The 14,106-nt window shown below is 42.1% G+C and carries 12 protein-coding genes; 5 read left to right on the top strand and 7 right to left on the bottom strand.

Features of this window, described 5'->3' with window-relative positions:
* The first annotated feature begins 71 nt into the window (after positions 1-71).
* Positions 72-1,409, top strand: coding sequence for an amino acid permease (locus OIT90_RS00760; protein ID WP_024423951.1), 1,338 nt, complete (start codon positions 72-74; stop codon positions 1,407-1,409).
* A gap of 31 nt (positions 1,410-1,440) precedes the next feature.
* Here the strand turns inward: OIT90_RS00760 and OIT90_RS00755 are convergent, their stop codons facing one another.
* The 6 genes from OIT90_RS00755 to OIT90_RS00730 form a co-directional block, all read right to left on the bottom strand.
* Entirely contained in the window at positions 1,441-2,529 is a 1,089-nt protein-coding gene (locus OIT90_RS00755; RefSeq protein WP_185847173.1) for a DNA alkylation repair protein, read from the bottom strand.
* A gap of 110 nt (positions 2,530-2,639) precedes the next feature.
* On the bottom strand, positions 2,640-3,968 hold the full coding sequence (locus tag OIT90_RS00750; RefSeq protein ID WP_039182672.1) for a GntP family permease: 1,329 nt from the start codon (positions 3,966-3,968) through the stop codon (positions 2,640-2,642).
* A gap of 24 nt (positions 3,969-3,992) precedes the next feature.
* Positions 3,993-5,537, bottom strand: a complete 1,545-nt coding sequence (gene gntK / locus OIT90_RS00745) for a gluconokinase (protein WP_251180903.1) — start codon at positions 5,535-5,537, stop codon at positions 3,993-3,995.
* A 184-nt stretch (positions 5,538-5,721) separates the two neighbouring features.
* Positions 5,722-6,579, bottom strand: coding sequence for a MurR/RpiR family transcriptional regulator (locus tag OIT90_RS00740; RefSeq protein WP_039182677.1), 858 nt, complete (start codon positions 6,577-6,579; stop codon positions 5,722-5,724).
* A gap of 91 nt (positions 6,580-6,670) precedes the next feature.
* Positions 6,671-7,606, bottom strand: coding sequence for a nucleoside hydrolase (locus tag OIT90_RS00735; protein ID WP_106025416.1), 936 nt, complete (start codon positions 7,604-7,606; stop codon positions 6,671-6,673).
* Between the two features lie 94 nt (positions 7,607-7,700).
* On the bottom strand, positions 7,701-8,207 hold the full coding sequence (locus OIT90_RS00730) for a DUF1433 domain-containing protein (RefSeq protein WP_126682526.1): 507 nt from the start codon (positions 8,205-8,207) through the stop codon (positions 7,701-7,703).
* 130 nt (positions 8,208-8,337) lie between these two features.
* Between OIT90_RS00730 and OIT90_RS00725 the strand changes: the two genes are divergently transcribed.
* From OIT90_RS00725 to OIT90_RS00715, 3 genes are all read left to right on the top strand, one after another.
* A complete protein-coding gene (locus OIT90_RS00725) occupies positions 8,338-9,822 on the top strand; it encodes a lipase family protein (protein ID WP_144491647.1) in 1,485 nt (494 codons plus the stop codon).
* A gap of 12 nt (positions 9,823-9,834) precedes the next feature.
* Positions 9,835-10,245, top strand: a complete 411-nt coding sequence (locus OIT90_RS00720; RefSeq protein WP_268465033.1) for a hypothetical protein — start codon at positions 9,835-9,837, stop codon at positions 10,243-10,245.
* 82 nt (positions 10,246-10,327) lie between these two features.
* The gene (locus OIT90_RS00715; protein WP_039182688.1) at positions 10,328-12,004 is read left to right on the top strand and encodes a hypothetical protein; all 1,677 of its coding nucleotides are present in this window, start codon (positions 10,328-10,330) and stop codon (positions 12,002-12,004) included.
* A 15-nt stretch (positions 12,005-12,019) separates the two neighbouring features.
* Here OIT90_RS00715 and OIT90_RS00710 read toward each other — a convergent pair whose 3' ends face one another.
* A complete protein-coding gene (locus OIT90_RS00710; protein ID WP_041087486.1) occupies positions 12,020-12,919 on the bottom strand; it encodes a LysR family transcriptional regulator in 900 nt (299 codons plus the stop codon).
* A gap of 172 nt (positions 12,920-13,091) precedes the next feature.
* Between OIT90_RS00710 and OIT90_RS00705 the strand changes: the two genes are divergently transcribed.
* Complete coding sequence (locus OIT90_RS00705) at positions 13,092-14,087, top strand: LacI family DNA-binding transcriptional regulator (RefSeq protein WP_039182692.1); 996 nt, start codon at positions 13,092-13,094, stop codon at positions 14,085-14,087.
* Positions 14,088-14,106: the final 19 nt, after the last annotated feature.

The raw sequence follows: 14,106 nt of genomic DNA, 5'->3' as shown, positions 1-14,106 counted from the left end.
TTTTTTATATTGACACTGGCGTCTTGAAAAAAGAAAATGGAACATAAGCATTTTTAAAAAAGGAGAACGTCATGAGCGCGAATCAGGAGCAACAAGAATTAAAAAAGCTTTTATCACCGCGTCACATTCGCATGATTGCGATGGGCGGGGTCATTGGTACAGGAATCTTTAAAGGAAGTGCCGATACAATTGGTTTAGCAGGTCCTGGGGTGATCTTTTCGTATGTATTTGCCGGATTGCTGCTCCTCATTGTGATGGCAGCATTAGCCGAAATGGCCATTGTGTACCCGGGAAATAATCTACGCGACCTTATACAAATTGCGCTTGGTCAACGTTTTTCATTTGTTGTCGGCTGGGTTTACTGTTTTATGTGGCTCACTGTATGTGTCATTGAGATTATTGCAGCTGGCAGTCTGCTTCAATACTGGCTGCCGAACGTACCGCTATGGTCACTATGTTTACTTTGCTCTCTCTTAGTCATCGGAATTAACTTAAATAATGTAAAATACTTTGGTGAAATTGAATTTTGGTTCGCTGGAATGAAGATTTTCGTTATTATTGTCTTTATTATTCTCGGTGCAGCATTATTATTTGGGATCATTCCAAACGAACAAAGTACACCAGCGCTTACCAACTATCAAAACTTCGTCCCGAACGGATGGGGTGCGATCTTTGCATCACTTTTAGTGGTTATTTTCTCTTATGGAGGCTCTGAATTGATCGGGCTGACCATTACTGAAACAAAGGATGCGGAGAAGGTCTTGCCTGGAGTAGTCAAAAGTATGATGTGGCGGATTATCTTATTTTACACATTGCCGATTTTGATCATCTGCGGACTCATTCCTTGGAATCAAATTGACCCAAATAACAGTCCTTTTGTCCAAGTCTTCTCTGCTGCTGGTATGCAAGGCGCCTCTCACTTCATTAATTTCGTCTTGATTACAGCCGTTCTATCTGCGGCCAATTCTGGAATTTATGGAACGACGAGAATGATTCATTCTCTTTCTAAATCAGATGGCGGTCCGAAAAAGCTGGCACAAGTCAACAAAAGAGGCGTACCCATTTTGAGTTTATGGGTCACCGTTCTATTTCTTCTCATTGGAACATTCTTTGCTTACTTATATCCGGACCAAATTTTCAGCTATATGCTGGCTATTCCTGGTTTTGCGGTTTCACTCATTTGGATCAGCATTTGTATGGCACATCTAAAGCTGCGGCCAAAATATCCACAGGAGCCGTATTTCAAAGTGTGGCTGTTTCCGTATTTGACTTTATTTGCAGGTCTTGTACTCAGCTTGAGCTTTGTTTTGTTCCTATTCAGACAAGAAAACCTGCCTAGCTCCATTATCAGCATCGGCTTCTTAGTCGCTGCCATCATCGCTTCATTCTTAATGAAAAAGAAGGCTTAAACGCCAAAACCCGCCGAAATGGCGGGTTTTTTCATGAGCTTCTATCTTCTGTTACTTCAAAATCAACCGATGCTTTTGGAATGCCGTTGATGATAATCGTTAAAGTATGGATTCCCTCATAGTGCTTTCTCGTCGTCATATTTTGAAAGGACTGTGACCTGACGAATTCTCTATGTAACGCTGCACTTGTTTCAAACTCTGTGATTTTAAATACCTTTTGGTTGCGGGTACCCCGAGCTTTGACATAGTCTATGGCATACTCTACACGCAGCTTTAGGGGCTTAGCGGCCTGAAGTGTAAATTGAAAGGTCATTTTCTCTCCAATACGAATGGGATTTTGCACTACCTTCAAATCCGTTACTTGAACAGATGGATCGTCCCCATAACCAAACAAAGCCATGATATCTGGATCGCCTTTTTTTAGTAAGGTACGGGATGCATGTTTGATGATCCAGTTCGTATGTTCATTCGTTCCATACCAGCTTTTAACCGTCTTCTTCATCAGATCAGGCTGAATTGCAGAAATATCATTTAAGTGGTTCGCTACACTTTTTTGCACATACCGCGCTGGGTCCGACTTCAACTTTTCCAAAATAGGCAGCGTAACCGAAGGGTCCTTTTTAAGTGCAGGAACAGTTAATCCCCATGGCAAACGTGGTCTGCATCCTTCACTAGCAAGCCGCCGAATATGCTCATTTTGATTCTGTGACCATACGAGCATTTGCGCCAGCATTTTGTCTTGATCCTGAATCAGAAAAGGCCGAACGGCAAATTCAGAAGTGGAAAAAGGTGTAAAGAATTCGAGCGCCTTGATCGAGATATCCCAATGTGCTAGACCGTACGTCTCGACGTAGTCTGGAAATACAAGCGCACTAAGTCCTGAAAAATGCGGGGCTGTCTGACGCAACACCTCAATTGCCTGCTCATAATCCTTAGGTAGACAGGCATGCATTGATTCAGTGACTCTTCTCATTCTGCCTTTTAACTCCAGCTGCTCCCAATCCTTTTGGAGCACAAGCCGTTGGAATTCTTCAGCATCAAATCCAGTCGACGCTTGTGCAAGTTTCTCGGCTAATTCTGCAATAAATAATTCATGATAAACGTGTTTTAATGGTTCGATCTTGTCCGCCTCCCACTTCTCAATATCTTCATTTTACCCCAATCTGAAAAAGGTGGTATGGCTAAAAGCAAAAACAGCCCCATTCCGAAGAATCAGGCTGTTGCGTTTCGCTATATAAACATATTAATGATCATAATAAATGCAATAGCACTAACAGAAATGATCGTCTCCATAGCCGTCCATGTCAAAAACGTTTCTTTAATGGTCATACCAAAATACTCTTTAATCAGCCAAAAACCAGAATCATTGACGTGAGACAAAATCAACGAACCCGCCCCTGTAGCTAACACTAGAAGCTCTCTGCTCACATCCGGCATAGATGCAGCAATCGGTGCGACAATCCCAGCTGCGGTCATCATGGAGACCGTAGCAGATCCTGTTGCCACACGAATAACCGCAGCAATCAGCCAGCTAAGTAAAATTGGCGAGATCGGCGAGTGTTTGGCTAAATCTGCAATATAATCACCGACACCTGAATCGATAAGCACATTATTGAAAGCCCCGCCTGCTCCAATGACAAGCAGAATGGAAGCGATCGGACCTAAACACTCATTACTAAAGGAAAGCACCCGGTCACGGCTCATCCCTTGCACAAAGCCAAGACTGAAGAAAGAATACACGGTTGCAATCAACAGTGCTGTAATTGGATCTCCAATGTACTTGAATATCTGAAACCATAAACTGTCCTCTGGTAAAATAATATCTGCCAGTGTGGCAAGAAGCATTAGAATCACTGGCACCAAAATCGTAAACATCGTATTTGCAAAGCCGGGAAGTTTTCGATCTTCATTGCGTTCAGTAAATTGCTTTCTCAGCAGCTCCGGAACTGGTTTATGAATCCGTTTTCCAATCCACTTTCCATACAGCGGCCCAGCAATAATAGCTGTCGGTAAACCGACAATAATGGAAAAGAAAATGGTTTTCCCCACGTTGGCATGATAGATGCCGACAGCCGCCATGGCAGCTGGATGAGGCGGTACAAGACCATGAACGACAGACAAGCCAGCAATGAGCGAAATCCCAATTGTCACGAGCGAGATGCCCGTTTCAATCGCAATCGTAAACAATAAAGGAATGAGAAGAACGAATCCGACCTGGAAAAAGACAGGTATCCCCACAATAAAGGCAACAAACATCATTGCCCAATGCACATTTTTTGTCCCAAACCGGCCGATTAATGTGTGAGCGATCCGCTCAGCTCCACCTGATTCAGCCATCATTTTCCCAAGCATGGTGCCAAGCGCTAGAACTATGGCCAATAATGATAACGTATTGCCTAACCCCGTTTTAATGGATTGAATGATTTCCTGCAGGTCCATCCCTGTGGCAAAGCCGACTAACATAGAAGTAATAATTAAACTCACAAACGGATTCAACTTAGCAACTGTTATGAGGATGAGTAAAAGGACAATTGCTGCAATCACGATGAATAAAAGCATGCTCTCCCACCTTTTCCCTGATGTTTAATGATTTTGTTTTAATTGCAGCGCACTGATGACATCAAATTCATCCTTCAGTTTGTCATAGAGGCGCTCATATAAGTAAAACAATTCTATGTATGTTTCATTGTTCTCCATATTTGGTTCATGACGGGCAGAGATTCGAATCCAATCTTGAACCTCTTCTATCTCTTTCATATAACCTAAACTATGAAGTGCGAGGACAGCCGCCCCAAGTGCTGATGCCTCGTAGCTTTCTGGAACAAGTACTTCCCTGCCCATCGTATCCGCTAAAATTTGCCGCCACAGCGGAGATCGCGCAAAACCGCCCGATGCCCTGACATCCTTTGCTGAACCGGTTAAATCCCTTAAGGCAACACCGATTGAGAAAACACTCATAATGACGCCTTCTAACACAGCTCTTATAAAATGCTCCCGCTTATGCTGAAGACCGATCCCAAAGAAAGTACCTCTCGCATTTGGATTCCAATAAGGTGCACGCTCACCCGTTAAAAATGGCAGAAACAGCAGCCCCTCTGAGCCGGCTGGAACTTTTTTCGCGATATCAATCATCAGATCGTAAGGATCCACTCCAAGGCGCTTTGCTACCTCCACCTCCGAGGATCCAAATTCATCCTTCAGCCATCTCAGCATGATTCCGCCATTATTCGTCGGTCCTCCAACCACCCAATGCTTATCAGTCAGCGCATAGCAGAACGTTCTTGATTGTTCATCTGTGATTGGTTTGTCCACGACCGTACGGACTGCACCGCTTGTCCCAATCGTGACAGCCACCTCACCTTTTCCAATCGCTCCCACACCTAAATTCGCTAGAACCCCATCATTCGCACCAACCACAAATGGTGTATCTTCCGCAATACCCATTCGCAGGGCGATCTCTGGCTGAAGACCTCTCAGCTGATGCGTCGTCGGAACAAGTTCAGACAATTGATTGGCTTTAATTCCAGTAATACGAAGCGCCTCTTCATCCCATTGAAGCGTTTCCAATCGGAACAGCCCTGTTGCTGAAGCAATTGAATAATCGACCACATACTGGCCAAAGAAATGATAAAGAATATATTCTTTGATGGAAATAAATTTCGCTGCCTTCTTGAAGACATCAGGTGCCATTTCCTTGAACCACCTTATTTTTGAAAGCGGTGACATTGGATGGATCGGTGTACCGGTTCTTTTATACACTTGGAAGCCATCCATGTCCGAAATGATTTGCTTCGCTTGTTCTGCACTTCTGTTATCTGCCCAAATGATACTGTTCGTTAACGCCTTGCCATCTTTATCCATCACAATCAAGGAATGCATCGCTGTACTAATTCCGATGCCTATGAGACGTTTTGCATCAAATGCTGCTTTCGTCAACACACCTCTTACACTTGCAATGACAGCTTCTAATATATGTTCAGGGTCCTGTTCAACCCATGCTGGTTGGGGCTGAATGAGATCATAAGGAACCGAATGCTTTGCTATCACTTTCCCCTGTTGTCCAAACAGAACCGCCTTTGTACTTGTTGTTCCAATATCCAAACCAATTACCGCCTGGTTTCCCTTCATCTGTATCACGCCCAATCATTGATTTGAAATCATATTTACTGTTTTCATATACCTGTTAAATCCCATTATAGGAATAATTTTTTCGACATTCAACGACTGAAAAGAAAATTTTTTTCACTTAAAAGCTCACAATCGTTACCACAACAGCATTTTTCATTAATAGAAAAATTTATTTTTGAAACCATTACACCCTTTTTTGTGAAATGGTTTCTCTCATTTGTTTTAAATTCGATAAAGTTTCCTGCTGCCTTAAGTGAGCAAGTGCAAAGTATAGTACGTCAATGACAGTGAGCTGAGCAAGTCTTGCAGACATCGCCTCTGTTCGAAAGGCCGTTTCCTGCGTCGATGTATACAATGTAACATCAGCAAGCTGGCTTAATGGAGAGCGCTGATAGCTTGTAATACCGATGGTTTTCGCGCCTTTTTCCTTTGCTGTTTTCATCGCATCGAGTAAATCTTTATTCCGGCCAGAATGAGATATACCGATCACTGTACTGTGCTGGTCGAGAAGACCGGCAGACATCGCTTGAAAATGAGAATCGGTGTGAACAATACAGTTGATGCCTGTCCTCATAAATTTATGAAAAGCGTCTGTTGCAATGAGGCCAGACCCGCCACTCCCATAAAACTCTAAGCGCTTTGCTTCATGAATGAGTTGTATGGCTTTTTCTACATCTTCTGGATTCAACAATTGAAAGCTATCCTTTAATGCGGATATATTCGCCTGAAAAACCTTTTGCATAAAAACGGCCGTATCATCATCAAGACTCATTTCTTCGTCTACATAATCAGGCTTTGTTTGATCTATTTCCTGGGCAATTGCAATCTTCAAATCTTGAAAGCCCTCAAATCCAAGCCTTTTACAAAGACGAAAAATCGTTGCCTCTGAGCTCGCTGTCTTTTTGGCAAGCTCGACAATAGATAAATGAATAATGTCGCCAGGTTCACTCGTAATATGTTCTGCTATTCCTTTCAGCTTTGGCGGCAACCCTCTGCTTGCTGCTCGTATTTTTTCAATACTACTTAAACTGACAGAAGCCAATTGACTTCACTCCTTCCTTTTCATGTGAGCGCATACATTTCCTCATGTTCCCATCTTATAAAAAAGAAGCCTGTTTGCACAGACTTCTTTTTTATGAATTCATCGTTTTGATCAATAAATCAAAAAAAGCTTCAGCATCTACATCCATACACACTTGGACATTGCGCTCCTTCTGCCATTGGTGCTGAAAATCACAGATCATTTGACCGTCACAAAACTCACTCTTCGTCTCCACTTCTACATGAAAAGCCTGTGTGCTTACAAGCTCCTTGTTAATGGCAAGACTTACAGCAAGCGGATCATGCATGGCACACGCCCACACACCATTGCGCTCAAAATAGCGCTGGCGGTAAATGCTTGTACTCTCTCTGATGTAAGCTGCCAACGTTTCATTTTGAATGGCATCGATTCTCCCATCTGTTAACAAGACCTGTCTCGTGACATCCAACCCTACTTGAGTCAATGAAGGGAACCCAGCCTCCAGCACCAATTTTGCCGCTTCTGGATCTGCATATGTATTAAATTCCGCAACCGGTGTGACATTCCCCTGTCCCTGCACGACTCCCCCCATAAAAATGACCTCTTTCACGTGATGAATCAGCTCAGGGCATTTTTTTACCGCAAGGGCTAAATTCGTTAAGGGCCCTGTCAACACAATCGTGACCTGCTTCGAATACTGCAGCACTTGTTCAATGATAAAATCAGGCGCAAAACCAGCATCTGCGGTCTTCTTAGGCCAGGCATCCTTTAAAGCGCCGCCAATTCCATCCTCACCGTGTACCCGATGTTCATAATGAGGTGCTCTTAAAAGAGGGGTTGCTGAACCTTTGATGACAGGAATGTTATCTGCCTCAACCAGCTCAAGCACTTTACACGTATTCAAAGTAGCGGTATCGACAGACACATTCCCGCACACCGTTGTAATCCCCAACATATCAAACTGCTTACTTTTCACTGCCAGCAAAATCCCAATCGCATCATCGATTCCAGTATCTACATCCAAGATCAATTTCTTTGTATTTACCATGGGTGAAATCTCTCCCTTGTTTGTAAGTGTTGTTAGGTGAATGATAGCATATGCCTGTTTCAACTATTTAGGGAATATTAGCAGGTTGATCTTATTACTCTTTTTCTCCAATGTCTTTGAGATATTGCTCTCGTTCTTTTTCAGAGAGTCGTTTAAGATAGTTTTCCTTTAATTCTGGTTCATCTTTAAATTTATCCCAATCTTTAAAACGATATGACAACTCAGGATCATAACTCATTGAACCTATTTTTTTAGCTCTATATTGTAAAGAAGCTGAAAATCCGTACTTCTCCGGTTTATTATTTATATAGCCATCGATTGTAATGTCCCCCATTGGATTGATGGTCACATCTTTTTCAAACGTTATGGTTTTGATAAAGTTATGAATATCTCTTTTGTGCAAGTGCTCTTCAACCTTAGGTTTCATCTTCTCTGCAAAATCTTCTGCTATTTCTTGATCACTCTTTTCTCTTTCTTCCACGATATTTTTTCCTCCTGCATCGTTAGATTCTTTTTTCTTATCAAGTTGTAGAATAAGTAACATCACCGAGATAAATAGGACGAGAACTAGAACACATATAATTTTAATTGTGTTTTTCATTTATACAATATCCACCTTTTATTGATATAATACTTGCTCTTTTTTGTATAATAAGCCATGTATTTATAATAGATATTTATACCAATCTATAATATAATTAACATAGATAAATATAACAGGAGTGTTATTATTGACCATTAAATCAAATCAATTTAAGCTTACTGACGAAGATTATAAGGAAATATCATCAAAATCTTATGCAATTAAAAATTATAAACACTCTCAAGAGATAGAAATTAGTAATGGTCAAATAATGTATGTTATTGACTATCAAGAAACAAAAAAAGGTCTTAATTCACTAACCCTTGTATCCGAGATTGATTTCGAGCGCTCTGATGGCGGCAAAGACCTCACCAAAATCAAAAACGCCGTCATCGCCTACCGTGGCTCAGAACCGATTGGTGCAGACCAATATAAAGATACCATTAAAAAACATGGAAAAAAAGAGTCAGATGATCTTCTTTCTACCATTTTGACGAAGCTGCCTCCTTTTAGTCGGTCGAAGGGTTCACAGGAAGTGACGACTAAGTTGACAACAGGCACAACCGCCTATACAAATGAAATCGTTCAAGATTGGATGGTTTCGGATACAAAGTATCTGATTAAAAATATCCCATTTGAGCATGGTGCAGAGAATCAAATGGTCCAAGCGGATCGGTATGCGAAAGAAATCCATAAGAAAATGCCGAATGCGAAGATGTATGTGACAGGGCATTCGCTTGGCGGGTCAAATGCTTCCTATGTTCTTGTCAAAAATGATTTTATTCAAGGCGGGGTCACCTTTGAGAATCCGAATATTTACCCAAATCTATCGGATGGTCTACAAGCTAAAGCATTAAAAGGCGATTACCGCAGTAGATTAACAGAATATATCAATCTCAATGACGGGCTTTCTCTTTTAAATCGGCATACGACAGAAATCGGTCGAGTGAAAGTGATGTATGATGCCGCTCTCCCTGAAGGCGTCGATTACTCCGAGGACTCCTCAAAAGCCGTCCAATTCATAAAAGACCTCCTCAATCGGGCAATGAGTGTGAATCCTTCACTGGATGCGAATTTATTTCTTGAAGCCCTCGCTGGCAGCCATGGATTAGATCGTTATACCTTTTCGCCAGATGGCTCCGTTCAAACCATTGATGATATGTTGAAAAAAAATCCTTCTCTTACTACGGCCATGTTACAACAGTTGGGTCAATCTAATGTTGATCCGCATAGTGTAGTGGCGATTTTAATTAAGTCCCACGTTCTCATGAACACAGGGCGTAAATTCTCGACATATGCTGATCACCATATGCAGCAAATCATTCGCAAAATTGAGAAACTCGATGACAAAGTAGATCAATCGGTAGAACGAGTTCGTTCGAGATACAAACAAATTGTCGGTTTCGGTTCGTATGATCAGCTGACGGCTTCAGATGTAGATGCCGTGATTCGCCACTTAAAAACAGAAGGTCTTGAAAATGAGTTCTATTCGGTCAAAAAGTATGATACAGCGATAGATAGCGCTATGAATATGAAAAGGTGGATGGACTCAATATCAGATGATATGAGCGATCTTGGAAAACAATACCACAATGCAGATACAGCCCTGGCAAAGAACATGGGTATTTCTTAAGGAGTACGATAAATGGAATTTTCAAAGAAACAACCAACTGATGCAGATCGTTTTTTGCAAAGAATGACAGATACGCATACATCAAGCTCCATCTTCTCAAACGCAAACTTTGACACGGAAGACATGACACCAGCAGAGCTGGCAGCTTTGAAAGCAAAGATTAAAGAAGAACAGAAAACAGCACTTATCAGAGCCATCCGGTATCAGCTTCAAAATGAGTTTGCAGATGACCGTCAAGAAGCGGAAAAAATTTTAGATCTAATCGATGAACTTCAGATCAAAGTGTATACACATCAAAATCGCATCCAAACACATATGTCAGGTCAAGCCATTGATGCCTTAATAGAAAAAATTGAACAAAGACTCAAGTTCTACGAAATGAAAGAAGATGTTCGTTCCGCCATCAACTCGATTGGCATTTAGATGAACCTTCCATCCGATGAATCTTTTCCCCGCCTCACTCGTATATACTAAAAGAGTGATTGATTTGAAAGGAGATCTGTTTGTGGGATATATTCTGTTATTTTCGGTTGTGATCGGTCTTGTCCTGACCCTTTTGCTCACACCAATTAGGTTGATTATAAGAAAGAAAGGAACAGAACAGCAGGTGCCGTTCATGTGGATTGCTGGCCTTGCTTTACTGTTTATGATCGGTATTTTTGTTTTCTATTACATCACCAATTTAGATCGGAACCCTTCCTCCCTATGGCTGATTGGTCTTGTTGTGACAGCAGCAGGCGCCTTTTTGTCAGTTGGATTGGAGCGTAAAATCAAAGGCGTGCTGTTCCTTATTCTATTACTGCTCGGTGTTTACATGGCGACAGCTTTTCTATTCAATGCGAATGAGAAATTCGATGTCTCCAAAATGGAGCAAAAAGTAGAAATCAAAGCGTTTGAAGAGACAGAAACACCTGCGAGTGTACCGCCTCAATTTGCTCGTAATAAAATGAAGAAATCGTTCGGACAGGTTCCAAATACAAGCTACTATGAGCTTGGCAGCTTGCAAATTCAGAAGGTCAACGGTGAGTATGTTTACATCGCTCCGGTGGAATTCTCGGACTTCTTTAAATGGATTCGTGCAGGCAGCACGCCGGGTTACTTTACATTAAGCGCGACTGACTCATCTGCTAATCCAAAGTTCGTGAAGACGGAGATGGTTTATACGCCTTCCTCCTATTTCAACAAAGAAATTGAGCGGCATATCCGTCTCCAGTACCCAGATTTGATTTTCTACGGCGATACACAGCTGGAAATCAATGATGACGGCAAGCCTTATTACATTCAAACGTATGGCGATTTCATCTCTGCACGAAACGGCTTTAAAGCTTCCGGTGTGGTCGTTGTTGATGCCAAAACGGGTGCCACGAAGAAATATGCTCTAGATCAAGTACCTGCCTTTATCGACGGTGCTGTTTCACCAGAGGCGGTCAGCCTGCAAAACAGCTATTTCGGAAACTATATTCACGGGTTCTGGAACAGTATGTTTGGGAAGTCAGATGTAAAGCTGCCTTCCGATGAAGGAACGGAAGCCAATGTGAGCCCAGTGTTTGATTCAAAAGGAGATATGTATTACTTCACAGATTTCACAAGTCCGAAAGAGGGCGTTGATTCCATGCTCGGATATGCCCTCACAAATGCCCGGACAGGAAAAGCGACTTATTATACCGGAAATCTTGAAGAATCCTATATGGATTCTCAGGGCGCTCTGCAAATTATTGAGAAACGATTCATCGAGAAGAAATGGAAAGGGCGCATGCCGATTCTCTATAATTTCTATGGTGAAGCCAGCTGGCTCACACCGGTTCTCGATTCAAATGGATTCCTGCAAAACTACTTTATCGTTTCTGCAGCCAATCCAGAAATCGCTGCGTACGCTTCTACACCAAACGAAGCACTGAGAGCCTATAAAACAGCTCTGCAAAAAGGCGGCGGTACCGTTAACAGTTCCTCTAAGCAAGAAAAGAAAGAAGCAGCAGGGAAGGTCAAACGAGTCTACAAAGAAAAGACCGGTGATTATACAACCGTCACCTTCCTGCTAGACGATGGAAAAAGCTACACTATGTCATCTGAAAAAGAACCTCTCGTCATCTATTTAAAAGAGGGCGATCAGGTCACCATGAAATATACAGATACAGGTGAAATCTTCCTTCCAGTCGATGAAATTAAAATCAAAGGGTTATAAAAAAAGAAGCTTCTCCTATTGTGGAGAAGCTCCTTTTTTCTCTTTCCTTAACAATTCAACGAGCAATTCCTTATTTTTATTTCCCCCAGTCATCGGTGACTCGACATAGGAGAATTTTCGTTTGAAATCCATGCCTCTCACAGAAATAACAGCCAATTCACCGCCAATGCTGCCTCGCTGGAGGACATATTTAGATAAAACAGAAAGACCCATTCCGTGGATCACAGCTTCTTTAATGGCTTGATTGCTGCTAAAGGTCACAAAGGTTCGTGCTTTCAGTCCATTTGATTTCAGGACATGCTGTAAATATTCTCCTGTCCCTGATCCCTCTTCTCTCGTGATCCATGTTTCGTTTTGTAATTGATCAATGGTGACATCTTTCTTCTTGGCAAAAGGATGATCTAATGGCGCCACAATATACAGCTCGTCCTCTAGAAAAGTTTCTACAGAAAGCTCTTTGTCATTGGTTTGTCCTTCGATCAAACCGATATCGACATGGAATAAACGGACGTGTCCGGCGATCGCCTCTGTATTATCAATGACCACCTCAATATCAACATGCGGATAGAGCTGATGAAACTCCGCCAATATTTGCGGCAGCACATACTCACCAATTGTGAAGCTCGCCCCGATGGTCAGCTTTCCTCTTGCCAAATGATGATGCTCATAAATGTCCTGCTTCGCCTGTTCATAGAGACGAATGATTTGTTTTGATCGATGGTACAGCATATCCCCAGTTGGTGTAACGGTTAATTGCTTTGGCGAACGATTCAGCAGAACGGTCTGGAATTCCTGCTCCAAGTTCTTAATATGAAGACTGACACTCGGCTGAGAAATCCGCAGCTTTTGGGCTGCTTTTGTAAAGTTCTTCTCCTCCACCACTGTTACAAATGTCTTCAGTGCATCGTAATACATCGGTCCCTCTCCTATCAGAAATCTTAATCCAACACCTTACATATATATATCTTACTAATTCCTTTCCAGCACGTAAAGAACCGCCTAAACGAAAACAATTTAATAAAAATATTTACTAATTTTTTTAAAGACTCTATACTAAGAGGAGATATTTTCTATAGGAGGTGCTGATTTGGCAGCTAAAATAAAGGACATTGCAGAAAAAGCAGGTTTATCCATTGCAACGGTATCTCGCGTACTGAACCAAGATCCCAACCTATCTGTCACCGATCAAACACGCGAAAAAGTATATGCCGCCGCAGAAGCTTTGTCCTACCAAAAGAAGACATTCAAACATTCATTAAAAAAAATCGCCTTTCTCTATTGGATGACCGAAAAGGAAGAGCTTGAAGATATTTATTTTAAATCCATTCGACTCGGCATTGAGGAACTCACCAATACTCGGAGCTTAAATGTCACCGCTTACAATCCTTCTGATGGGCTTCATTCCATTGATCCTGCTACAGAAGGGATCATCGCCATCGGCCGATTTAAAACGTCAGAGCTTGACCAATTATATGCGGTCACTCCGCACATTGTCTTTATTGATACGACACCGGATGAAGATCGTTTTGATTCTGTAAAGCCGAACCTGAAACGAATTGTTGAAAAGATCGTCGATTCTTTTATCGAAAAAGAACACTCATCCATTGGATTCATTGGCGGCACAGATCTTGATCTCAATACGAATGTGCACATTCCAGATATTCGTGAAACGACTTTCCGTGAATACATGCTTGCCCGCCATATGCTTGATGAGCGATTGGTCTATATCGGCCACCATTTCTCAGTCGATGAAGGCTATGCGCTCATGATGAAGGCGATTGATGAGCTTGGTGATGATCTGCCCACCGCTTTTTGTGTCGCTAGTGACCCTCTTGCCATTGGCTGCTTACAAGCATTAAATGAGCGCGGATTTTCTCTGCCGAATCGCGTCAGCGTTTTTAGTATCAACGATATTCATGTATCTCAATATGTGTCGCCGCCGCTCACCACGTATCATATCCATACGTCATTACTTTGTGAGACAGCGATCGATTTACTTTTAGAAAGACTTGTGGACGGCAGAACATTGCCTAAAACTGTTCTGATTGCCTCAGAGCCTGTTTTTCGAAAAAGCACCATATAATCAACTGGAAGCCCCTCCT

Source organism: Bacillus sp. ABR (assembly GCF_056172715.1).
The sequence above is the reverse complement of the archived record's forward strand: the minus strand, read 5'-3'. Positions and strand labels throughout refer to the sequence as shown.

Coding starts and splice junctions, on each gene's coding strand:
- OIT90_RS00760 (WP_024423951.1), top strand. CDS start 72: ATGAGCGCGAATCAGGAGCAACAAGAATTAAAAAAGCTTTTATCACCG.
- OIT90_RS00750 (WP_039182672.1), bottom strand. CDS start 3,968: ATGCTTTTATTCATCGTGATTGCAGCAATTGTCCTTTTACTCATCCTC.
- gntK (WP_251180903.1), bottom strand. CDS start 5,537: ATGAAGGGAAACCAGGCGGTAATTGGTTTGGATATTGGAACAACAAGT.
- OIT90_RS00735 (WP_106025416.1), bottom strand. CDS start 7,606: ATGGTAAATACAAAGAAATTGATCTTGGATGTAGATACTGGAATCGAT.
- OIT90_RS00730 (WP_126682526.1), bottom strand. CDS start 8,207: ATGAAAAACACAATTAAAATTATATGTGTTCTAGTTCTCGTCCTATTT.
- OIT90_RS00720 (WP_268465033.1), top strand. CDS start 9,835: ATGGAATTTTCAAAGAAACAACCAACTGATGCAGATCGTTTTTTGCAA.
- OIT90_RS00710 (WP_041087486.1), bottom strand. CDS start 12,919: ATGTATTACGATGCACTGAAGACATTTGTAACAGTGGTGGAGGAGAAG.